At 39.0% G+C, this 24,139-nt stretch carries 20 protein-coding genes; 14 read left to right on the forward strand and 6 right to left on the reverse strand.

From position 1 onward, the window contains the following. The first annotated feature begins 359 nt into the window (after positions 1-359). Together MKZ02_RS02925 and MKZ02_RS02930 are read left to right on the forward strand one after the other, a co-directional pair. Complete coding sequence (locus MKZ02_RS02925; protein WP_340851762.1) at positions 360-995, forward strand: helix-turn-helix domain-containing protein; 636 nt, start codon at positions 360-362, stop codon at positions 993-995. Positions 996-1,064: 69 nt separating this feature from the next. Then, a complete protein-coding gene (locus MKZ02_RS02930) occupies positions 1,065-2,003 on the forward strand; it encodes an LCP family protein (RefSeq protein ID WP_340851763.1) in 939 nt (312 codons plus the stop codon). A 196-nt stretch (positions 2,004-2,199) separates the two neighbouring features. Here the strand turns inward: MKZ02_RS02930 and MKZ02_RS02935 are convergent, their stop codons facing one another. Both MKZ02_RS02935 and MKZ02_RS02940 read right to left on the reverse strand, forming a co-directional pair. Then, the gene (locus MKZ02_RS02935) at positions 2,200-3,042 is read right to left on the reverse strand and encodes an aldo/keto reductase (RefSeq protein WP_340851765.1); all 843 of its coding nucleotides are present in this window, start codon (positions 3,040-3,042) and stop codon (positions 2,200-2,202) included. 72 nt (positions 3,043-3,114) lie between these two features. Then, entirely contained in the window at positions 3,115-4,326 is a 1,212-nt protein-coding gene (locus MKZ02_RS02940; RefSeq protein WP_340851767.1) for an MFS transporter, read from the reverse strand. A 199-nt stretch (positions 4,327-4,525) separates the two neighbouring features. Between MKZ02_RS02940 and MKZ02_RS02945 the strand changes: the two genes are divergently transcribed. The 7 genes from MKZ02_RS02945 to MKZ02_RS02975 all read left to right on the forward strand — a co-directional run bounded on the left by MKZ02_RS02945 (position 4,526) and on the right by MKZ02_RS02975 (position 12,032). Beyond that, on the forward strand, positions 4,526-4,897 hold the full coding sequence (locus MKZ02_RS02945; protein WP_340851768.1) for a winged helix-turn-helix transcriptional regulator: 372 nt from the start codon (positions 4,526-4,528) through the stop codon (positions 4,895-4,897). Between the two features lie 144 nt (positions 4,898-5,041). After that, entirely contained in the window at positions 5,042-5,194 is a 153-nt protein-coding gene (locus MKZ02_RS02950) for a hypothetical protein (protein ID WP_182917183.1), read from the forward strand. Positions 5,195-5,620: 426 nt separating this feature from the next. After that, positions 5,621-7,375 carry a methyl-accepting chemotaxis protein gene (locus MKZ02_RS02955; protein ID WP_340851770.1) on the forward strand — a complete coding sequence of 585 codons (1,755 nt, stop codon included), beginning with the start codon at positions 5,621-5,623 and terminating at the stop codon, positions 7,373-7,375. 228 nt (positions 7,376-7,603) lie between these two features. After that, complete coding sequence (locus tag MKZ02_RS02960; protein WP_120035680.1) at positions 7,604-8,068, forward strand: PadR family transcriptional regulator; 465 nt, start codon at positions 7,604-7,606, stop codon at positions 8,066-8,068. A gap of 11 nt (positions 8,069-8,079) precedes the next feature. Beyond that, on the forward strand, positions 8,080-9,819 hold the full coding sequence (locus tag MKZ02_RS02965) for an ABC transporter ATP-binding protein (RefSeq protein WP_340851773.1): 1,740 nt from the start codon (positions 8,080-8,082) through the stop codon (positions 9,817-9,819). 29 nt (positions 9,820-9,848) lie between these two features. Then, a complete protein-coding gene (locus tag MKZ02_RS02970; RefSeq protein WP_340856310.1) occupies positions 9,849-11,660 on the forward strand; it encodes an ABC transporter ATP-binding protein in 1,812 nt (603 codons plus the stop codon). A gap of 51 nt (positions 11,661-11,711) precedes the next feature. After that, a complete protein-coding gene (locus MKZ02_RS02975; RefSeq protein WP_220702337.1) occupies positions 11,712-12,032 on the forward strand; it encodes an antibiotic biosynthesis monooxygenase in 321 nt (106 codons plus the stop codon). Between the two features lie 149 nt (positions 12,033-12,181). Here the strand turns inward: MKZ02_RS02975 and MKZ02_RS02980 are convergent, their stop codons facing one another. Both MKZ02_RS02980 and MKZ02_RS02985 read right to left on the reverse strand, forming a co-directional pair. Further along, positions 12,182-12,604, reverse strand: coding sequence for an organic hydroperoxide resistance protein (locus MKZ02_RS02980; RefSeq protein WP_120035672.1), 423 nt, complete (start codon positions 12,602-12,604; stop codon positions 12,182-12,184). 338 nt (positions 12,605-12,942) lie between these two features. Beyond that, complete coding sequence (locus MKZ02_RS02985; RefSeq protein WP_340851775.1) at positions 12,943-14,112, reverse strand: MFS transporter; 1,170 nt, start codon at positions 14,110-14,112, stop codon at positions 12,943-12,945. Positions 14,113-14,193: 81 nt separating this feature from the next. Here MKZ02_RS02985 and yeiL point away from each other — a divergent pair, with 81 nt between their 5' ends. Beyond that, the gene (gene yeiL / locus MKZ02_RS02990; RefSeq protein ID WP_340851776.1) at positions 14,194-14,865 is read left to right on the forward strand and encodes a transcriptional regulator YeiL; all 672 of its coding nucleotides are present in this window, start codon (positions 14,194-14,196) and stop codon (positions 14,863-14,865) included. 300 nt (positions 14,866-15,165) lie between these two features. On the opposite strand, the gene MKZ02_RS02995 is transcribed toward yeiL, so the two are convergent. Beyond that, positions 15,166-15,660: a hypothetical protein gene (locus tag MKZ02_RS02995; RefSeq protein ID WP_340851777.1), complete on the reverse strand. Its 495-nt coding sequence runs from the start codon at positions 15,658-15,660 to the stop codon at positions 15,166-15,168. A 564-nt stretch (positions 15,661-16,224) separates the two neighbouring features. Here MKZ02_RS02995 and MKZ02_RS03000 point away from each other — a divergent pair. The 4 genes from MKZ02_RS03000 to MKZ02_RS03015 all read left to right on the forward strand — a co-directional run bounded on the left by MKZ02_RS03000 (position 16,225) and on the right by MKZ02_RS03015 (position 23,548). Continuing rightward, a complete protein-coding gene (locus tag MKZ02_RS03000) occupies positions 16,225-17,616 on the forward strand; it encodes an amino acid permease (RefSeq protein ID WP_340851778.1) in 1,392 nt (463 codons plus the stop codon). A gap of 429 nt (positions 17,617-18,045) precedes the next feature. Then, positions 18,046-19,512 carry a protein adenylyltransferase SelO gene (locus tag MKZ02_RS03005; RefSeq protein WP_340851779.1) on the forward strand — a complete coding sequence of 489 codons (1,467 nt, stop codon included), beginning with the start codon at positions 18,046-18,048 and terminating at the stop codon, positions 19,510-19,512. A gap of 427 nt (positions 19,513-19,939) precedes the next feature. After that, a complete protein-coding gene (locus MKZ02_RS03010) occupies positions 19,940-22,027 on the forward strand; it encodes a GAF domain-containing protein (RefSeq protein WP_340851780.1) in 2,088 nt (695 codons plus the stop codon). 309 nt (positions 22,028-22,336) lie between these two features. Then, positions 22,337-23,548 carry a HAMP domain-containing sensor histidine kinase gene (locus MKZ02_RS03015; protein ID WP_340851783.1) on the forward strand — a complete coding sequence of 404 codons (1,212 nt, stop codon included), beginning with the start codon at positions 22,337-22,339 and terminating at the stop codon, positions 23,546-23,548. Between the two features lie 86 nt (positions 23,549-23,634). On the opposite strand, the gene MKZ02_RS03020 is transcribed toward MKZ02_RS03015, so the two are convergent. Continuing rightward, positions 23,635-24,063: a MarR family winged helix-turn-helix transcriptional regulator gene (locus MKZ02_RS03020; protein WP_340851784.1), complete on the reverse strand. Its 429-nt coding sequence runs from the start codon at positions 24,061-24,063 to the stop codon at positions 23,635-23,637. Between the last annotated feature and the right edge of the window lie 76 nt (positions 24,064-24,139).

A 24,139-nucleotide genomic window follows, 5' to 3' on the forward strand; every position in this document is an offset into this window, starting at 1 on the left:
TAGCATAGAAGAATCTTTAGGAAAGTGGTCAATGCTTCAACGGCAGACAGACTGCTTTTTTTGTTTGGCCCTGTGATATCTGGTTGTTGATTTTGATGCAGGCAGACGCTTTCCGTGTGCGATCTGTGAACTACTGGGACTTGCTTTTCTCACTGGAAACGCCGCCTTCTAATGATTGAAAAATTAACCAACCAGCTTTTTGGCTAACTGTTGACAAGATGCCAGTGATTAAATAGATAATTTAAAAGGAGTCCGTCTATAACGTTGACAAATTGTCAACGTTATTTGTATATTTGTAGGTATTGGGCTGTCTTACAATCTTTAAATGCCTGATGAGTTCATAGAAAGGAAAATAGAGTATGCGGGATGAAAACAAAAGCAATGAAATAGGTTCAATGTTAAAAGCTCTGTTGAAAGAACGATCTTTATCTATGAGAAAGTTTAGTGAGTTAACCGGGGTAGATACAGCCGTCATCTCAAAAATCATCAATGGAAAACGAAAGGCAACCCCAGATCATCTGCAGAAATTTGCTGACCATCTTGGAGTTTCTATCTCGGCATTATATAAGGCTGCGGGGTATCCAGTTGACCAAAAGCAGTCAGATCTTTATACTTCGATTGACCATATTCAGGCGCTTCTTGCATCCACTCATTTAGTGGATAAAGAGTTCCGTATTGAAGACGTGAAACAAGAATTAGTAAAATACGAACAATTTTCGCAAACAGAAGAAGGAACAGAAACCATACTGACTAAATTTGAGGAGAAACTAAAAAAAGTAGGAAGCATGGGTCCTTTTATTAGTCAGATAAAGGAAATATATAAAGGGTTTTCTCAGAGAAGAGGAACGAAGGTTGAACTTGCTTTAATGGGAGGTGTGCTCCTCTACTTTATTTCGACGGTTGATTGTATTCCGGATTATCTCTTTCCAGTCGGATATATAGATGACGCGCTGGTTATTGGTTGGATTATGAATGGGCTTTCGTTAAGCAAATAGATGCCATGGATCATTTAATGTAAAGCACAGCAAGAAAAATGATCGCCTATAAAAAGGATTGAATATAAAATGAGCAGACAAAAACGCTTGAAAAGGAAAAGAAAAAGCAGGTTTTTAAAAGTACTTGCGACATTGCTCATGATGCTTGTAGCGGCATGCGGATATTTTATCTATCAATATCAACAGGGCATGAACAATGCCGGGCCCGCAATGGATCAGGAATTTGAGTTTAATGGAAAGAAAAATCTCGACAAGGTAAATGTGTTGCTTTTGGGAGTCGATGTACGTCCAGATGAGGAAAAATCTCGTACAGACACAATCATGGTTGCACAATATGATCGGAAAAAAGGAACTGCAAAATTAGTGTCTATCATGCGGGATATTTATACCGAAATTCCGGGGTATCGAAATTATAAAATGAATACGGCTTTTTATTTAGGTGGCCCGGAATTATTGCGCCAAACGTTAAAAAAGGACTTCGACTTAGATATTGAGTATTATGCCTTGATTGATTTTAAAGGTTTTGAAAGTGTGGTTGATACGCTTGCTCCTAATGGCATTGAAATAAATGTTCCTAAGAAAATGTCAGCAAATATTGGTGTCACATTGAAGCCTGGCTTACAAAGGTTAAATGGAAAAGAATTATTAGGATATGCCCGTTTTCGCAAGGATGCAGAATCAGATTTTGGACGAGTAAAACGCCAGCAGGAAGTCATTAATGCTTTAAAAGACGAGATTCTAAGCACAAATGGCGCGATGAAGCTTCCAAAGCTCATCGGAACTGTCCAGCCTTATATTCAGACGAATCTTCAAGGTGCTGATCTTATCAATTTAATGAAAGATTTTGCTTTACATCGGCCTGATAGAATTGAAACGCTAACGATTCCGATTGATGGCTCTTATACAGATGTAAGATATGAGAATGTAGGAATGACTTTAGATATTGAGTTTGATAAAAATAAAGAAGCGATTCATTCATTTCTAGATGGAGAGGCTGCCACTTCCTGAACAGTCTCAATAGGATCAGTTACTAATATTATGCTGAACCGTATCATAAATTTATGAACGAATGGGCATTGGTTCATTTTATTCTAAAGTATATGCAGCGATAAAAAACTACACCGCCAATTGATAGATGTGTCTAACAATTGGGGTGCAGTGCATTTATCAGAGGAAAAGTGCCTGTTCTTATGCTCGTTTTTATTTAAAAGTCAAAGTTGTCAGGGTCTGGTCCTACTCGATGATTTTGATTTAGGTCGTTAATTTGCTCCATCTCTTCTTTCGTTAGTTCAAAGTCGAAGACAGTTGAGTTTTCAACAATTCGATGTTCTTTCGTAGATTTTGGAATGGTGACAACGCCATTTTGTAAATCCCATCGTAAAATAACTTGTGCAATGGACTTATTATGCTTATTTGCAATCTCTTGTAAGACTGGATTATCTAATAATTGGCCTTGCATTAAAGGTGACCAAGCTTCTAGCTGGATTCCCTGTTCTTGACAAAAGGCTTGAACTTCTTTCTGACTTAAACGTGGATGGTATTCTACTTGATTGATCATCGGTTTAATTTCGGCATCAGCCATTAAGTCTTCAAGATGGTGGATTTGGAAGTTACTTACTCCAATGGCCTTTACTCTTCCTTCTTTATAAAGAGTCTCTAATGCACGCCAAGCTTCCTTGTATTTACCTTCTACAGGCCAGTGTATAAGATATAGATCTAGATACTCAAGACCCAGTTTCTTTAGGCTTGTTTCATAAGCAGCTATAGTGGATTCGTAGCCTAGATCAGAATTCCAAACTTTCGATGTTACAAATAGTTCTTCTCTAGAGATATTGGCTTCTTTTATCCCTTCTCGGATCGCTTGGCCAACTCCTTCTTCATTTTCATAAATGGCTGCCGTGTCAATGCTACGGTACCCGTGTTTAATGGCCAATTTCACAGCGTTAACTAGTTCAGGCCCTTCTTCTACTTTAAACACCCCAATTCCAAGCCAAGGCATTTTTACCCCGTTATGCAAAGTAGTTGTATCTTGTAAGTTTTTAATCATTATAAATAAACCTCCACTTTTTATTATAAGAAATGAGATCATTCTATATTTGGTCATGTCATTTATCGATTCTTAGGAAACCACCTCCTTTAGTTCATTCCCTTTTTGATCTTTTCTTTCAAGGGAGACACTCCAACCCGTAAGGATAGCAGCAATCAATACCATAAGTGCTCCGACCCAAGAAGTATGAATTAAGCCAATAGAGTCTGTGATCATGCCACCTAAATAGGAGCCAATGGCAATTCCCGCATTAAATGCAGCAATATTGATGGCTGACGCTACGTCTACTCCAGTCGGTACAAATCGTTCCGCTAACATGACTACATACACTTGTAATCCTGGCACATTCATAAAAGCTAGAAGTCCCATGAAGAAAATGGTAATCAATCCTGCTATTTTAAATGGCGCCGTAAACATCAATATAAACAGTATCACCGCTTGTACAATGAACATGTAAAACAATGCCAGAATCGGCTTGCGATTAGATAACTTTCCACCTGTCATGTTGCCAATCGCGATCGCAATGCCATATACAAGAAGAATGACAGCGACGGTTCCTTCTTTATATCCTGTTATTTCCTGCAGCATGGGAGATAGATAAGTAAAGACAACGAAGGTTCCTCCATAGCCTAGAGCAGTAATTGTAAATAAAAGTAATAGGCGGCCATTTGTCACTAATTTGAATTGGTCCCGAAGTGTGGTGCGAGTCCCTTTTCGTAAACTAGATGGAACCAGGATGCTATTCGCGATTAAGGCAACAACACCGACGCCAATAATAATGAGAAAAGCCATTCTCCAACCAAACTGTTGGCCAATAAATGTTCCCAATGGTACGCCTGTTACAGTGGCTACTGTAAGTCCGGAAAACATAATGGATATGGCACTAGCTCTTCTGTTTTCTGGCACTAAATCTGCCGCAATGGTAGAGCCAATGGACATAAAAACTCCATGCGAAAAGGCAGAAAGAATGCGGGCAACAAGCAACATACCAATGCTTGTCGCACTAGCAGCCATACTATTGCCTATAATAAAAATGACCATAATCCAAAGCAGTAATGATTTTCGTGACATACTAGAAGTAATGGATGTTAAAACCGGTGCCCCGAATGTTACTCCTAATGCATATAAGGAAACGGTTAAGCCTGCTGTTGTAACAGATATTTGCAAATCATTCGCTATTAATGGCAATAGACCTACACTGATAAATTCTGTTGTTCCTATGGCAAATGCACTGATGGCTAAGGCTAAAAGTGCTAATGTACTTTGTTTTTTATCTAAAGACATGGTGATCCTCCTTCATCATTTAGTCATGCATGAACGGTCTTGTTTTAAGTAAAATAAAAAATAATTACACGACACTCAACCGATAAATGTTATTATGGTATATATGAAAGTATTAGGGAAGTACGCACTTGAAAGTACTATAGGAACTTAAAAGTATTATAGGTACTTTTAAGTTCCTATATATGAGGAGGAAAGATATATGAAGAAAAAAAAATACAATATTTCAGTAGAAGCGACGCTAGAAGTAATAGGGGGAAAGTGGAAATGTGTCATTCTATGTCATCTGACACACGGCAAGAAACGAACAAGTGAATTAAAGCGCCTTATGCCGGATATTACACAGAAGATGTTAACTCAACAATTACGTGAATTAGAGGAAGACGGAGTCATTAATAGAATTGTTTACAATCAAGTTCCTCCAAAAGTGGAGTATGAGTTAAGTGAGTACGGGTGGAGCTTGCAAGATATTTTAAATTCGCTTTGCACTTGGGGAGAAAAACATATTATCAAAGTGTACGGCGATACATCTGATGTCTTGGAAGAGAACGTTCTAAATGAACATCTAAAATGATGAATGAAGGACTTTGAAAATATTTCTTAAATGAATGAAGAAAAGTCTCATTTAGGTAGATGATGGTGAATCTTATTATAAATAAGGTATATAAATATGTCACGAATCAATGATACATTGTATTTGTTTAGTGGGGGCGACTTTGTGAAGTGGATGTCTAAAAAGAACAAGAAATCTATTTTGGTATTAATCGTGCTGGTCCTTCTGATTGCAGGTTTCCTTGATATTAAATATGAAGGCTTATTCTTTCGATTATTGCCAAACTCGATTCAATCCTATTTAACTGATCTTTTTTAAGCAAGTGAAATACAAATAAAAGAGCTTGGCCCCTTTATTCTCAAGATAACTTACTTAGGCTCAGGATAGAGAAACAGGCTATTTTAAAAATCCTTTTGCGAAAGCATGACAGACACTCTTTTAGGGTGTCTTTTTATTTTTAGAGGAGAGAGCAGTGAATCAAAATTCCTTAGAATTTACTGAAAATAAGGAATAGAAAAATATTTTTCGTAGACTTCCATCATATTGAAGAGTAGACTATTAAGCGTTAAAAGTTATAGGTTTAAACTCCTGAAAAGAACGATTAATTAGTTGGGTAATAGGTATAAAGACACGTTTATCACCTTCCCAATTACCTAGATAAGTTTTTTAGATATATAAAGCAATAAAGAATCAATTATTATAAATTACTTTATTTAATTCAATACATTACTATCGGGGGATATCATGAAAAGAAGAAGAACCTTAGTGGGGAAAAATTTATTGTTATCTTTTGCTATTGTTGTTTTAGTTGGACTGTGTACGGGTGTGATTAGCTATGCGATTAATAATTATATTGTCAAAACGGTTATTCACGACAGATCAGGAGGGATTGCGAAGCTCTGGGCCAGCACGATAGACATTTCGGATATTGAACGTGCAAAAACTAATAGTGATGTAGACAGTGAGATTCAACAAAAGTTCATTAAACACCTGGACCATCTGGCAAAAAATGAACCATCTGTTGCGCAAGGATATGTCATGGATAGCAAATTGACCGATGGAAAGAAGGAGATTCAATTAATTGCCGTTCCAACGAATAACATAGAGGCTGAATTATATCCTGGTGAAACTTTCTCGAGCGAGTTATTAGCACAGGCGCTGGAAAAAGCGGTTTCTAGTAAACAAACAGCTTATTCGGAGATTTACACAGATGAGTTTGGGACCTGGCAAGCGGCATTGGTTCCTATCCTAGATGAAAATAATGAAGTAACAGCGGTATTTGGTGTTGATTTAGATGCAAGCATTATGAATGATCTGAAATATCAATTTTTATTATGGCTGAGCATCAGTATCGTTATTTGCTTAATCATTGTGTTAATACTCCAATATTTTGGTACAAAGAAGTTATTGTCGCCTATTGCAGAGATCCAAACAGCTATTGGCAAAGTGAGTGATGGCGATCTCTCTACGACTATTAATGTAACAAGCAAGGATGAGCTAGGTGAATTGAGTCATCAATTTAATAAGATGACCGAAACATTAAGTTCCTTGATTAAAGAAGCCCGGCTTGTAACCGATAAGGTCTATCAATCCTCTGCAGAATTTTTAAAGATTGCCAGCGATACCGTTCAATCGGCTAATCAGTTTTCCACATCGATTCATCAAGTGACTGAAAGCTTAGAGCATCAAACAGTCAGCTCAACAGAAAGTGCACGAGTCATGGAAGAGATGGCTACGGGGATTCAGCGGGCAGCAGAATCAGCCTCAACCATTGCCATGAAGTCAGAAGATACGTTATCAGAAACCCATAATGGCAGGAATTTGATTCAACAAGCTGTTGATCAAATGCAAAACATCAATGAAACAGTTGGCGGCTCTGCGGAAGTTGTTACGAGATTAGGCACGCGTTCCCAAGAAATCGGGCAAATTGCTTCAGTTATCTCTGAAATTACTGAGCAAACCAATTTACTTGCTTTAAATGCAGCTATTGAAGCAGCAAGGGCCGGTGAAGCGGGAAGAGGGTTTGCTGTCGTTGCCGATGAAGTGCGCAATTTGGCGGAACAATCAAAAGTGGCTGCCGCAAAAATCGTGAACATTATCCAGTTAACCCAGGGAGATACGAAACAGGCTGTAGAAGCGATGACAAGAGGAACGATGGAAGTGGCAACTGGTGTTCAGGTGATTGATAATGTCGGGCAAGTAATTAATGAAATTGTTGAATCGACCAAACGAGTTAGCGAAGAAATTCAAGAATCTTCGGCTGTTTATGAAGAAATGTCTGCTAGTTCAGAGGAAGTCAATGCAACAGTAGATGAGATTGCCCATGCGGCTCAAAACTCCTTAACTATTTTTAAAGAGCTGTCCTCTGAGACGGAAAAACAGCTACACTCCATGAAAGTTATGGAGGAATCTTCGCAGGCGATCGCAGAAATGGTAAAAAATTTAGAGGGAAAATTAAATTCTTTTACGATTAAAGAAAGCAAAAACGGGACCCTCTAACAGGTTAGAAAGACTGCTCTTCATTGGAGTGGTCTTTTGTTTGTTATGTCAGTTTTTTTAATCAAATTTCATTACGGAATTAAATAATATCCACTAGATCCTGTCGCATACAGATAGAGTTTTTCTTAAAAAGGATTTTTTTTGTAACTTTAAAGTGATTTAATTCATTACGTTTGAAAAATATCGATATATCGTTTAAAATAGCCGATATAAACAAGGAGGAAGAAAATGAGAAGACGGCGAGGATTTGTTCAAATAGCTATATTGCATTTATTGAAAGAAGAATCTATGCATGGCTATCAAATCATGAAGGAGCTGGAAGAGCGGTCAAATGGTGCTTATTCGGCAAGTGCTGGAACAGTGTATCCTGCGCTTCAGGAATTGCTGGACCAGCAGTTGATTGAACTGAATGCTGAATCTGATAAAAAAATTTATTCTATTAACAGAAATGGAACCAAAAGACTGGAGGAAATAGCTGAACAGGAGGAAGTCGATTTTTGGGTTGAATGGAAAGAGAGAATGATGTGGAAGAATTCTGAGCAGGCAACGCAATTAAGGGCAGCAATGGAACGATGGGAAAGAGAATTTCGAAAAGCGATGAAAGAAGCCCGGGGGAATTCAGAAAGCGTGCTAGAATTAATTGCCTTTGTGAATGACATGACGGATCGTTTAAAAAAGAATGTCATGAAGTAAGGGGACATTGCATGAATGCTACAAGGAAGTTATTGCACTATATTCAGCCATACACCCTTTTTGCAATTTTGGGACCAGCATTGATGTGTATGGAAGTGGCGATGGATCTTTTGCAGCCAACCATCATGCAGAAGATGATTGATACTGGCATTGCTAATCAAGACAATGGCTATGTTGTTAAGCTGGGGCTCATTATGCTGCTCAGCGCATTTGTTGGATTAATTGGTGGAATGGGAAGTTCTGTGTATGCTGCAAAAGCAGCCGTTCACTTTGCTGTGGATATTCGCCGTGATGTGTTCGAGAAGATGGGACAGTTTTCAAGCCGTAATACAGATTCATTTGGTGCTGGTAAATTAATCACTATCGTAACCAGTGATATCGAAACGCTAAAGCAGGCCATTATTATGACATTGCGTGTATTTGTAAGAGGTCCTTTATTATTTATAGGATCTGTTATGATTGTTTGGCTCACTGCACGAGAATTATTTCCTATTCTCCTAGCAGTAATCCCTATTCTTATTGCCTTCATCTATTATTTTTCCATACATTCAGGAAAACTTTTTTCAAAAGTTCAAAAAGCGATGGATCAGGTAAATACGAAGCTTCAAGAAATGCTAGCAGGCATTCGGGTGATCAAAGCATTTGACCGTCACAATTATGAAAAGGGACAGTTTAAAGCGGTTAATGATTTGTTAATGAAACGAAATATGACGGCTGACCAGCTAATTGTAACTTTAATGCCTATTATGATGTTCGTTGTGAATCTAGGAATGATTGCTGGAATGTGGATGGGTGCCATAAAGGTAAATGAAGGAACGCTCCAAGTAGGGGTGATTCTTGCCTTTATTAATTACTTAAACATTATGATGAATGGATTAATGAGCAGCAGCCATGTATTAATGCAGATTGCTCGTGCCTTTCCTTCAGCGAAGCGAGTTGTTCAGGTACTTGAAACAGAAAGCGATATTATTAAGACGGCTAAGCCGTTCTCTGAACCTGCCATCATTGGTGAAGTGGAATTTAAACAGGTACATTTCAGCTATAGTAGAAATGGAGAATATGTACTTAAAGATCTTTCCTTTAAAGCAAAGGCTGGACAAACCATTGGCATCATCGGCTCAACCGGCAGCGGAAAATCAACACTTGTCAAACTGATTCCCCGCTTATATGATCCAGATTCAGGAGACATTCTTATAGATGGGATGAATGTAAAGGACTTTCCTCTTGAACAACTCCGTGCCTCTATTGGGTTTGTTCCGCAAAAACCTATGTTATTTTCAGGATCAATCAAGGACAACTTACGCTTTGGGAAAGAAGAGGCAACGATTGATGAGATGGAGCAAGCAGCTCAATCTGCTGCCGCTTCTGAATTTATTAATCGTTTTGATACAACGTTCGAACACCAACTCATGCAGGGAGCGACGAATTTATCCGGAGGTCAAAAGCAGCGGTTATCTATGGCGCGTGCATTTATCCGCAGACCTCGTATACTAATTCTTGATGATTCAACTTCAGCCATTGATGCTTTGTCAGAATCGGCTGTGCAACAAGCTTTAAGACAGGCTCATCCCCATGCAACGTTATTCATCATTTCATCCAAAATATCCTCCGTGATTGATGCGGACCAGATACTCGTTATGGAAGATGGAAGAATTGAGGCCAGTGGCACGCATGATGAATTGCTTACTAACAGCAAAGTGTATCATGACATTTATTCTTCCCAGGGTGGCAGGGAGGTGAAATACAGATGAGTAAGCCAGCTTCACCGGTGAACCCTAATATGATCCATCGCGCGCGTGGTCCGAGAGGAATAAATGGACCAGTCGAAAAAGCAAAGGATTGGAAGGGAACCATCAAACGCATTTGGTCATATATGGAGAAGCAAAAAGCATCATTGATGGCTTCGATTATTTTTGTTATCCTCTCCACCTTGTTGGGTCTTCTGGGGCCTTATATGATTGGGGTGATCATTGACGAATATATCCTTCCGAAGGATATCACAGGAACGGTTCGATTTTTAGCTCTGCTTACGGTTGTTTATTTAACAGCGGCTCTATTTACCTGGCTGCAAACCTTTATGATGGTCCGGGTATCGTTACAAACGGTTCGAACATTAAGACAGGATTTATTTGATAAGTTTCAAACGCTGTCGCTAAGTTTTTTTGATAGACGTACACATGGCGATCTGATGAGCAGGATAACGAATGATATAGAAAATTTGAATAGCGCACTCAGCCAGAGTGTTATACAAATCTTTTCCTCTGTTTTAATGGTTTCAGGGGTAGCTATTGCCATGTTTTCACTGAACTGGGTGCTCGCTATTGCTACGCTTCTTGTCATTCCGCTAATGATTTTTTCTACTAAAAAAGTTATCACTTACAGCGGCCATTATTTTATTAAAAGGCAGCGGGATTTAGGGGAACTCAACGGATTCATCGAGGAATCAATTTCAGGAAGCGAAGTGACTACGCTTTTTGGCAAAGAGGAAAAAATCAATCAGCAATTTTCAATTGTCAATGAGCGATTGCGTCACTCTGCTCTAGCTGCTGATACCGTATCAGGATTTCTTGGCCCTATTAATAACTTCATTAATAATGTCGGGTTAGGCTTTGTTATTGCGATTGGAGCCATTATGACGGTTCATGGGCAAGCGACGGTTGGAATCATTGCCGCCTTTGTTACCTATTCCCGTCAGTTTTTTCGCCCGATTAGCCAGCTGTCTAATTTATTTAATATGTTTCAGTCGGCTATCGCTGGTGCGGAGCGTGTATTTGAAGTTATGGATGAGACGCCAGACGTACTGGATAAGAAGGATGCGATTGCTGTAGATTCATTTGCAGGCCATGTCGAATTCTCTCATGTCCACTTTAGTTATGAAAAAGAGAAGGATGTATTAAAGGATATTCATTTTCAAATTCAACCGGGTGAGAAAATTGCACTTGTCGGCCCAACGGGTTCAGGAAAGACAACAATTATTAATTTGTTAATGAGATTTTACGATGTAACTGCTGGTGAAATCAAAGTGGATGGCAGGGGTATTCGTGATTATCAAATAAACGGGCTGCGAAAAAGAGTAGGGACCGTTCTTCAAGACACGTTCTTATTTTCAGGAACGGTTATGGAGAATATACGCTACGGGCGTTTAGAAGCGACGGATGAGGAAGTGATAGCCGCGGCAAAAATGGCATCGGCTCATCAATATATTAAGCATTTGCCTCAAGGCTATCAAACTCCGCTTACTTCTGGCGGGGCTAATTTGAGCCAGGGGCAGCGCCAATTATTGGCTATTGCTAGAGCGATTTTAGCTGATTCAGATATTTTGATTCTTGATGAAGCTACGTCAAGTATTGACACAAAGACTGAAATAGAAATCCAAAAAGGGATCAATCAGCTGATGAAAGGGCGGACAAGCTTTGTCATTGCCCACCGATTGAAAACCATCGAAAATGCTGATCGAATTTTAGTTATTCATCAAGGAGAAATCATTGAATCGGGCACACATCAAGAGCTGTTACAGAGAAAAGGATTTTACTTTAGTATGTATGAAAGCCAGTTCCATTTTCGGGGGAAGCCATCAAGTTTGTCTAGGTAAAAACTGGCGGCCATTTATAGTATAAATCATATAAGAATGGGAGAGATAATGATGTTTGTACAAATGAGAAAGACTGTGGTTACGGAAGGCAATGCAGAGAAGGTAGTGGAGCGTTTTAGTGGAAAAGGGCTGATTGAAGAGCAAGAAGGATTTATTGATGCAACAGTCATGGTAAAAAAAGTGCGACGTGGCGATGAAGAGGTTGTTGTCATGATTAGATGGGAATCTGAGGAGCATTGGAAACAATGGGAGAAAAGTGATGCTCATATTGCCGGCCATAGAGCCAATCTTGGAAAGCCAAAGCCTGAATATATTATCCATTCAGAGGGTGGAGTATACGAAGTAAAAACAATTAAGAAGCCAGCAAACTAACTTCTTTACAGAAGTTTTAAGTAGGGCTCAATCTTATTTTAATAATAAAGAGCGATTTATCAGGGGTAGAATAGCTAAAGAAAGAAGCATCGAAGATTATTTAAATAATCTTCGATGCTTCTTTTTAGAAATAAAGTTACGAAAGGCATTTATATAATTTCTAGTGTAACATCGATATTACCGCGAGTTGCTTTTGAATAAGGGCAGAATGCATGAGCCTTGTGAGCCAGTTCTTCAAGCTGTTCTCTGTCTATTCCACTGCCTTTTACTTGAAGAGTTACGGCTAATTTAAACCCTTGGTCGGATTCGTCTTTTAATAAACTCACGTTTGCCGTTACTTCTGATTGAAAGGTGACGCGTTCTTTTTTCGCAATTAATTGCAGGGCACTGTCAAAACAAGCGGAATATCCAGCTGCAAAAAGCTGTTCTGGATTGGTTGCCTGAGAAAGCTGTTTGGCTCTTGGTGTTCCCGGCATGGCCAAGTCTAATTTGATGACGCCATCGGGAGATTCTACTTTTCCTTCTCGTCCTCCCACTGCTGTGACAGTTGATGTAAATAGCGGATTTGCCATTATAAATTCCTCCATTCATTTTTGGAATTCTGCCTATAGTTTCTCTTTGCTTGATCCTCATTTACTTTACCCAAAGAGGAATAAATATAATACTCTCTTTGACTATTGAGTTGTTCAAATCAGAATAGCAGCTCATTTCATAAAATAAATAAAGGGAGGCTTCCATTTCGACGGATCACACCACAGACCTACTGAAAGAAGAAAGGAGGCTTATCCATTGTGGACAGGCCTCCTTTCTTCTATCTTGATGGAGACGCGAAATACTGCCACCGTTAAAATAAGTAAAGACCCCTACAGTGGTTAGGAGTGGTGTACTACCCTTCATAAAGTCTAACAAATTAAACAGAAACGGAAACGTCCTTTTTATGTCCCAATCTTCGATAAACAAGCGCCAACAGCATAGATGGAACGCTGCACACAATCATCCCAATAAAGGCGTATCTTGGCTCAATTTCGTATAAATAACCGCCGAAAATGGTAAATATAGCTGTGCTCCAGCTAAGGGCTAACGCTGAATACATGCCTTGGGCTTTTGGAATCTGCGCCTGTGGAATATGTTTGATTAAATATTTCATAAAGGCATAATGGCCCATTGCAAAGGAACAAGCATGCAGCGTTTGTGCGATACAGAAAACGATCACGTTTGGAAAAGCGAATACCAATATCCAGCGTATAGATGAACCAAGTGCGGCTAGCGCTAGCAAGGAGCCGACGGAAAATTTATGAAAATTTCGATCGGCGATGGAAAAGAAAATGATTTCTGCGATCACAGCAATGTTAATAATGACGCCAATTAAGTATTTAGGTGCATGGATATCTTGTAAAAAAATATAGCCGTAGCTGTAATAAGAAGCATGTGCTGCCTGCAGTAAAACCACGATGGCAAGCACTAGAGCAAAGTGTTTAATGCGAAATAGTTGCAGCATCCCTCCGGTGTTTGTTTGCGCCGCCGGTTTCTCTGATAAGACAGCAGGGGCACGCATGATACCCAAGCCTGCGAAGATGACTGTGCCGAGCAACAGCGCCCATAAAATAACTTTATCTCCAAGCGCGCCTGTAAAGACGGTTAAGATCATTCCGGCTACGACAAACCCGATCGATCCCCATGAACGGCTTTTTCCATAATGCTTTAATTGTTTATTTTGTGCCAGGAAGCCAGCAATGCTGTCTAAAGCTGGCATCAAACTTGGATAAAAAAAGTGCAGAAGCAATGTCACCACAAGCAGGCTGGCAAAAGAACCTGCCGGAATATAGCATAGGAGCGAAATAAGCGTCCCAATCGCCATTCCGTTTAATAAAGTTTTGCTGCTGAATTTTCCTGATAAATAGGGAAATACAACCAGTGTAGCAATCCCTCTGGCGACCAAGCCTAAACTCATAATCAAACTAGCCTCGGAAACCGTAATCCCTTTTGTATGAATCATCCATCCTGTCCAATAGGGGAGAAAAATCCCCCATGTCATAAAAAAACTAAAGAATTGTTTGCTCATCCAGCGTTGTGTATTCATTTTTTATCCTCCCATTATTTGCATGATATCATGGAGGTGCAGACAAAAATATGAGATATCTCATATTTCTTGAGGTGGCTAATGAAAGTTTATAAGAATAAAAAAAGACAGTACTATTTGAACGAACACTCTATTGCTCATTTATTTTCTTTTCCGATTGAAGAGTTTATCGAAGTACAGGAATATCAACGTGATGAATGGATCATTCAAGAGGGAACAAGGCCAGATTTCTTGTTTTATGTCGTAGAAGGAAAAGCAAAAATTTATGTGACCCATCAAAATGGGAAAGTTTCCTTAATAAATTTTATCAATACCAATGATTATATCGGGGAAATGGAGTTACTACATGAGGTGTACTACACAAAAGGGATTCAGACCTCTACCAAGACCATTTGCTTTGCCATTCCTTTATATCGCTGCCGTGCCCAGATGCTGGAAGATGTCACATTTCTTCGTGAGTTAACGAGGTTTTTAAGTGTGAAAGCCACGCAAATGGCCGCAAAGTACTCACAAAGCCTTGCTTTCCCGCTTGAAAACCGGCTGGCGGATTTTATTTTACAAACCGCTGATAAAGGGGTTTATAAGGAAAAACACGTAACGGTTTGTGATTTTTTAGGCGTCTCTTATCGACATTTATTACATGTGCTTGCCCAATTTTGCGATAAAGACTATTTACAGAAAGAAGGCCGGCATTATCGCATTCGGCAGTATCACTCGCTATATGAACTCGCAGAGGTGCTGAGGAATAAATAGTGAGCGTATGATGGGGCATAATACCCCCATCATAGTAAGGTGTATCTTAAATGAAAGAATAGCGGTTCAAAGTAGCTGTAAAAAATTATTTTATTTATGGGAAGACAGCGTGCAGCAAGCAAACGCTCTCCAGATAGAGGGGATAGATGGTGCAAAAGTAAAAAAATACATTAAATGTGCTTCTAGAAAGAATAAGAGATGTAAAAAGAAAGCGCCTGTTTCCCGAGGCAAAGGGATTCAGGCGCTTTCTTATAGGGTTTTAAGTCATTTTGGTAAGTAGTGGCCTATAGGTAATAAAAATTAAAAGCATAAAACGATAATTTTGTAGGGGGTCGTTTGAGCTGGAATGCTTTTTGTGCTGGGGCCATAGATAGCAATGAGATTGCGATTTGCTGGATTGTTGGAAAAAGCCTGGCCGTTGGTTAAAACGATTTGGGTAAAGGGCGAGAGATTTAATTTTAATTGGCCGTCGCTGCTCTCTAACTGACTGTTAAAATAGTCTACTTTTACATTCTGAAGCGGATTAAATTTTGCCATGACAAGCGCTTGAAATTGCGGCGGGAAAATAAGAGGGGCAGGTGCATTTGCATCATAATAGCCTGTAACTTTATCTCCTACAGCTACCATCGCATGGTCTACAAAGTAAGTGGCAGGCGAAGCAACAAAATTAACGATAGATCCAGATCCATTGTCTGCAGATAGCAGTTTATAACAACCTGCTCCTATATCATTTTGACCAGTTATCAGATCACTAATCGATGTAATAGTCCCTTGATAGGCTTTGAAATTGACCATCCTTACGCCTCCATTACAATATTAGATTTTATTCATCTAAGTATTAACATATAAATGTTTGCTGTTGATAGGGGGGTTTATGATACTTTGCCTCAAAACAATATATGGCAATTGCCTAGAAATGTGAGAGTTGACTTATACTGAAGGCAAGCGTATAGAAAGCTTATTGGAGTAATGAATCCAGCCAAGGGAAAATTCTTTTCTTGGCTGCTTCCATTTTATAACACGCAACTGGCTTTCAGTTATAATTATCAGAATATAATTATTATTTTTGTGATTAAAAGATATTAACTTTGTTTACATTGATTAACATGTGTTTTTCTGAGAAAGACAGTTGTATTTTTCTGAAAAAATATTATGATAGAATAAGAAAGTTGCTAGTGTTGATTACAAAAGGGAAGATGGCCATTCTTTCGAATGGCGGGAACACTAAAAAGAAGCAAGGAAATACTCAAGGGTAGATAAGAAGTGACGCTGGATGGGTTCCTTTGATGTTAAATAAAAGCGTAGAGTATGCCGCTTAACATTTCGGCTATTGTTGGAGTAGAAGAGGAGGAAATAAAAGTGGCAAATAAAGAATTGAAGAGAGGCCTGGAGTCGCGTCACATTCAGATGATTGCTTTAGGTGGAACGATTGGTGTCGGTTTATTTATGGGGTCGGCAAGCACGATTCAATGGACAGGCCCGTCTGTTATGCTGGCTTATGCCATTTCGGGAGTTTTTATATTTTTTATCATGCGTGCAATGGGAGAAATGTTGTATGTAGAGCCAAGTACAGGTTCCTTTGCAACGTTTGGCTATAAATATATTCATCCGCTCGCCGGATATATCACTGCCTGGAGCAACTGGTTTCAATGGGTGATCGTCGGAATGTCAGAAATTATTGCGGTAGGAGCATACATGCAGTATTGGTTTCCCAACCTGCCAGCTTGGATCCCGGGTATGATTGCTATGATCATTCTTGGTGCAGCCAATTTAATTTCTGTTAAATCGTTTGGGGAGTTCGAATTTTGGTTTGCAATGATTAAAATTGTCACTATTGTTTTAATGATTGTGGCGGGATTTGGACTTATTTTCTTCGGTATTGGCAATGGCGGGGATGCTCTGGGGTTGTCTAATCTTTGGACACACGGTGGTTTCTTTGCAGGTGGCTGGTCAGGCTTTTTCTTTGCTCTTTCACTCGTTGTAGCAGCTTATCAGGGTGTTGAGTTGATTGGAATTACGGCTGGCGAAGCAAAAGATCCAAAGAAAACATTAACAAAAGCTATTCAAAGTATTATTTGGCGTATTTTAATTTTTTATATCGGTGCGATTTTTATCATTGTCACAGTTTATCCTTGGGATCAATTGAATTCTATTGGCAGCCCGTTCGTTGCCACTTTTGCAAAGGTCGGCATTACGGCTGCGGCTGCACTGATTAATTTTGTCGTTATCACGGCGGCTATGTCTGGCTGTAATAGCGGTATTTACAGCGCAGGCCGCATGCTTTACACATTAGGAGTGAATGGCCAGGCTCCTAAGTTCTTTACGAAGCTGTCCAAAAATGGCGTTCCTTTAATCGGTACGCTTGGCGTACTCGTTGGTTTGGCCGTCGGTGTTATTTTAAGTTATCTTGCCCCGGAAAATTTATTTGTCTATGTATATAGTGCCAGTGTACTTCCCGGCATGGTTCCGTGGTTTATCATTTTGATTAGCCAAATTTCATTCAGAAGAATGAAAGGGGCAGAAATGGAGAAGCATCCATTTAAAATGCCGTTGGCCCCGGTATCGAATTATCTAACCATTGCTTTCTTAATCATGGTATTAATCGGTATGTGGTTCAACGATGATACGCGCATATCGCTGATTGTCGGTGTTGTTTTTCTTGCCGTGATCACAGTTAGCTTTTATGCTTTTCGAATAGGCAAGCGTGTTCCTGTAGAAGGACAAACAGATGATGAAGTGACTAAGGGATAAGATAACAAAAGGTAAAATAATTTGAGGTAGACAGGTGGAAAAGAAGCGGCGATCTAAAGCTGCTTCTTTTTATTTGGCTCTGTTTAAGAGAAATGTGGTTTTTTCAATAGTTGATTGTAGCGATAGCGGTGACTCTAGGGAGAAAAGCGAGTCCTGATAAGACCCCATAAGAGCGCATGTAAAGAGGAGGCTTACGGACCGCTCTTGGAAAGCGTCCGCCTGCAGCGGAAATCAACAACCGGTTATACCATAGCCTTTATAGCAGAGACAGCAACTTTATTTAAGAAGCGTCATTGAGCTGTGGAAAGGGTATAATAAATTGGTAGAAGTAGACATTAAAAAGAGACTGCATCGTATTTTTATGAGTGTAGATCGTTAAAATCATTTCTTGCATATACAAAAAACATTTATAAAAAGAAAGGAGAAGCTATGACAAAAAGTAAGAGTATAGGATGGAACATGGACAATAGTTATGCCCGTCTGCCAAACTTCTTTTTCTCCCACACTAATCCGACCCCTGTGCCCTCACCGGAGCTGGTGGTTTTTAATGATCGATTGGCGGAGCATTTAGGTTTGAGCGCACAGGGATTGAAAAGCAAGGAGGGCATAGCCGTGCTTGCTGGAAACGAAATTCCCGAGGAGGCTTCTCCTCTTGCTCAAGCATACGCGGGGCATCAATTCGGAAACTTTACCATGCTAGGGGACGGGCGAGCGGTACTGCTGGGCGAGCAGGTGACTCCACAAGGTGAGCGGGTTGACATTCAGCTTAAGGGCTCTGGCAGAACACCGTTTTCTCGTGGCGGGGATGGCCGTGCATCTCTTGGGCCGATGCTTCGCGAGTATATTATCAGTGAAGCCATGCATGCGCTTCGTATTCCTACTACCCGCAGTTTAGCCGTGGTCACAACGGGTGAGCCTGTATTTCGCGAAACCGAGCTTCCGGGCGCTATTCTCACTCGAGTGGCTGCCAGCCACCTGCGTGTTGGTACTTTTCAGTATGTAGCGAATTGGGGAAAAGTAGAAGATCTTCAAACATTGGCAGATTATGCATTACGCCGGCATTTCCCAGACATTGAAAGGGATGGAGAGCAATATTTGTCTCTGCTTCAAGAAGTGATCAGGCGTCAAGCAGAACTAATTGCTAAATGGCAGCTTGTTGGATTTATTCACGGCGTAATGAATACCGACAATATGACTATCAGCGGAGAAACGATTGATTATGGTCCTTGCGCTTTTATGGATACCTATGACCCGGCGACTGTATTTAGCTCCATCGACCTTCAAGGCCGCTATGCCTACGGAAATCAGCCATACATTGGCGGGTGGAACCTTGCGCGCTTTGCAGAAGCTTTATTGCCACTGCTGCATGAGGAGGAGGAAAAAGCGGTTGAATTAGCTCAAAAGGAAATCTCTCATTTCACCAAGTTATATCACTCTTATTGGTTTGCAGGAATGAGAGCCAAGCTTGGGTTAGTGAATGAAGAAGCGGAGGATGAAGCCTTAATTAAAGATCTTCTTCATATGATGGAACAACACCATGCCGACTATACGAATACTTTTAGAGCTTTAACCCTTAACAGTCTGAAGGATCAAGAGCTATTCGCCACTTCTGAATTTAATAAGTGGCATGAACGTTGGCAAGAGAGACGAGGCAGACAAAAGGAGTCGAAAGATGCTTCCAATCAGCTGATGCGTGAAAGCAACCCTGCGCTCATTCCAAGGAATCACAGGGTAGAAGAGGCGCTAGCTGCAGCTGTGGAAGAAGGAGATGACAGCGTCATGCACAGGCTTCTAGACGCGCTTTCCAATCCGTACGCATATTCTAATAAGTATGAGGATTACTGTACGCCAGCTGCACCCACTTCCCATCCTTACCGAACCTATTGTGGTACCTGATATGGCGCAAGCGAATGCTGTCTTTCTTTTGACAGCATTCGTTTGCTTTTTAAAGTTTTTAGATTCCAATATGGTATTTGAAATAAAAAGGGAACATGTATATTGTTTTATTCAGAAAGGACAAAAAGTAAAAAAATCAATAATTTGTAATTTTTGAGGGTATTTAGAGGTAATTGGTATCTAGGGGCCTTACTTATTCAGGTATAATTTATTTATGGCTCGTCCGTGTAACTGGTTGCTTTTAAGAAAATATCCTTATGTTTCTTACAGGTTGGTATTATTTTCTTTATTACCTATATTAAATTTAATGGAACCTCTGTACAATAAGAAGTAATAAAATATTCATAAATAAAGCAAAACAGTGCTATGCAGGCCTTGTTTATGTAATAAGGTTTATTTTATTATCTCTACGATTGGGGATCGGCAAATGGGAGTAGAACAGACGAGATATTCTCGGCTTGCAAATATAACAAAGATTATCAATACAAAGTTAGAATTACGGGAAGTGCTTGAACATGTAACAAAGGCCATATCTGAAGAAATTGTACAGTGTGATGCTGTAGGTATTTATTTGCCGCAGCAAGATGGAACATTTAAAGGATTTGTAGGGAAGCCTGATTTTATAGCTGGAATAACGATTGATAAACAGATCATTGATCCGAAAAAAGACTTATTAGCCAAAGAGGTAATTGAAACGAAGAAACCTATTTATATACCTCATACATCAAAGGATTCAAGGCCAGATCCAGCAGTTATCAACGCCTTTAAAATTAAATCCTTACTAGTACTGCCCATCTCGTACGAGCAAGAGCTATTTGGCCTTGTTTTTTTATTTGATTATGGCATTCCAATGAATTTAACGGAAGCTGAAATTCAAAGTGTGGAAGCCTATGTAAATATGGCTGCTGTTGCTATTCAAAATGCGAACAACCTTATGCAAAAAGAAAATCTGATTACCGAAAAGCAGTTATTACTAGATATTACACGTGAGTTACCGATGTGCTCCTCTGTGCAGGAAAGTCTCGATACATGCTTTTCCTATTTAGGGAAGGTATTAGGTAGCCACCATATAGCTGCATGCCTTCTAGATCCGTTGGATAAGAAGGTAATAAAATCTGTAAGGCTAAGCAAAGAGAGCGATTGGACAGAAGCAGAGTATCAAAATATTCAAATGAGTTTAAACTACGAAGCTATTATTCAAGAGGTTATTAAGGCGAAAAATGCTGTTTTTATACCGGATGTTTGTGCAGATGAAAGAATGGATCATGACAGTTGTAGCCATCTTCATATTGAGAACCTGCTTATGATCCCATTTATTTCAATGGGAGAAGTGCTCGGCGTAATAGCTGTCGTCAATCTAAAGGGGAAAGGCCACTATTACTGTGATTCCCAAATTCGAATAGCGCAATCAATTGTTGATGCGACGGTTCCAGCATTTTTAAACTTGCAATATATGAATCAACTTGAATATATAGTGGAAGAACGAACAAGAGAATTGGCTACTGCCAATAAGAAAGTGACAAGTATCATTGAAGGCATCACGGATGGATTTTTCACCTTAGATAAAGAATGGAAATTTACTTATGTAAACAAACATCAGTTTCTTCCAAAAAATAAAACAATAGAAGATGTAATAGGAAAAAACATCTGGGAGGTATACCCGGAGGTAATTGGAACAATGATGTATAAGGAGTTTCATCGGGTACTGTCAGAGCAGATATCCATACAGTTTGAAACGCCTTCAGTCTATGAAGATTATTGGCATGAGATAGTCGCTTATCCTTATGACGACGGTCTATGTTGCCTCTTTAAAAATGTAACTGACAAAAAGAAATATGAGAAGGAATTAAAGCGATTATCGAGCTTGGATTTAATAGGACAAATGGCGGCAGGCATCAGCCATGAAATTAGGAATCCAATGACAACTGTCCGCGGGTTTTTACAATTGTTAAAGAAAGAGGATCGTTTTGATGAATACAATCATTATTTTAATTTAATGATTGAAGAGCTGGACCGTGCAAATTCTATTATCACGGAGTTTCTTTCCATGGGCAATACGAGGACCTCTGATTTGCAGATGCAGGATTTAAATGCTCTTATTCATGATATGACCCCCTTGATTAAAGTGGATGCGTTCAGCCAAAACAAAATTATTAAAATTCATACGACACCTATTCCAGAGCTACTTTTAAATCGCAATGAAATACGTCAGTTATTAATCAATCTATATCGGAATGGACTAGAAGCAATGAGTGAAGGGCAAACGCTTACTATTAAAACCTATAAAGAAGGAAACGACAATGTGGTTCTTACTGTACAAGATCAAGGAACAGGGATCGAGCCGGAAATATTAGAGAAGCTAGGTACCCCATTTTTCACTACAAAGGATAATGGAACTGGTTTAGGTTTAGGGGTGTGTTATGCTATTGCCGCTCGACATCATGCAAAGATTGAAACTCAAACAGGACCGGAAGGCACGACATTTTTTATTAAATTTCATTTAAGCAATCAGTAACTATATGTTAAACGGGGAGAGAACTTCTCTCTCTTTTTTTTGAAAAAATACGTAGGAAATATTTTCTTTCCTTCATTAAATTTCATTATTAGGTTGTAAACTAATGGCTATAGTAGTTGCTAATTCTGACAGGGAAGAGTTGAATCATGAATCTGTCTCCGTCTATTTTACCTATTTTTCAATTCTTAAAATAATTTACCAATTATACAAAAATTGTATGGTACTATATAAAAGTTATTTAAGATGACGTGATGAGAATAATTGAACAATGGCGGTTATTTTTTGATATAAAAATAAAAAGGAGTAGATATGAACGGGATTTATACTCATGTAAATAAAACATTATATTACATTACAGCAGTAAGTGTAATAGCTCTTATGATTGTAGGCTTGTTAATAGATAATCCGCATTTGGGAAAAATAGATTTTGGCCATCTTTTCCACATTGTGCTTGTTTTTATGCTAGCAGGCTGTTTGTTATTTTACCCTAAATATGCTACGCATATTTTTAGAGTGGTAATTACAATAGTGACATTCATTTATTTTTATACGCTTTTCTTTCTCTATCCAGACACTTGGTCTACCTTTATTTTTCTCTGCCTAGTGCCAGCTGTTTCTATCTTATTTTTTGATTCCAAGCTATTTTATTTTTCATTGTTATTAAATAGTGTGGCTATCGTTCTTGCATTTAGTTATATTGCAGTCTTTGATCAAGGACATTCCTATCCCTATATAAAAGAAGATATAACCGGCAATATCCTTAATTTTATAGGCAGCCAGGTGATGGTGTACTTCATCTTCTATCTATCGCATCGCCGAATAAAAAAGCAGCAGTTATACTATGAACAAATACAACAATCGGAGCGCCTAAGAATAACGGGACAACTGGCAGCGGCTGTTGCTCATGAAATTAGAAACCCTTTGACTGTCATAAAAGGATTTTTGCAGCTATATCAACAAGAGACAGCACCTAATTGTGAAGACGCCAAAAGGCATTTTGCTTTGATGATTGATGAATTGGATACAGCTGAACAGGTGATTTCTCAATTTTTAGAGATTGCCAAGCCAGATAAAGATAAAGAAATGGAAATTGTCAATGTGAAGAATGTTCTTCAGAGTGTAACGGATTTTCTTTGTTCTTATGGGTTGTTACATGATAATAAGATCCAGTTAAACGTCGTAGATGACTTTTTTATTGCTGCTAATAATATAGAGTTTAAGCAATTACTCGTAAATATTATTAAAAATGCCATTGAAGCTTCCAATGCCGGCGATCCTGTAATTGTATCAGCTAATAGAAAGAAAGATCTCATTGAGATCAAAGTGATCGATTATGGACAAGGCATGTCAGAAGCAGAAATTAAGACCCTCGGTACACCTTTTTATTCCTTGAAAAGTAAAGGGACAGGCCTAGGAATGATGATTTGTTACAATGTTGTAGAAAAGTACAAGGGAACCATTGATTTTCAAAGCTCAAAAGGTAGAGGAACAACAGTGACTATACGCTTTCCCTCGAAATGATCATAGACATTGATAACTAGAATGCAGTAGGAATATACGGTAAAAAAACACCTTCAATTGAGGGTGTTTTTTGCGTCATTGCTTTATTAATAAAAGAGCTTTGTTTGAAGGACATCGAGGGCGCGGTCAATATCCTCTAAATCTTCCTTCGAAGCATGCTGTACACGGCTTAAGAAGTTGGATTCTATAAGTGAAAAGGCATCATCCATCATAGTTTCTCCCTTTTTAGAGAGACGTACATATTGTTTTCGTCGATCTTTAGGATCGGTTAACCTCTCAATTAAGTTTTTTTCGCTTAATTTTTTTAATTCACGGCTCATATTTGGCATGGATACATGCATGCATTCACTCATTTCACTGGGAGTAACCGGCTGATTAACGGTTATATGTTCAAGGATCGTATATTGAACAGGTGTAATAGAATCGGATTTAGCGTTTTTTGTTAATTCATGCGTCACACGATGAACCGAAGCTGTGAAGGACACACATTTAAAAAAAAGAGCTTTTTTGTCCATAGTTTTCACCTCTTATTGACAAGATAACAAATTTATTATCAATACACAATTATCATTTGACAACAAAATACGAATC

This window comes from Pseudobacillus sp. FSL P4-0506, from assembly GCF_038003025.1.
Taxonomy (GTDB): Bacteria; Bacillota; Bacilli; order Bacillales; family Domibacillaceae; genus Pseudobacillus.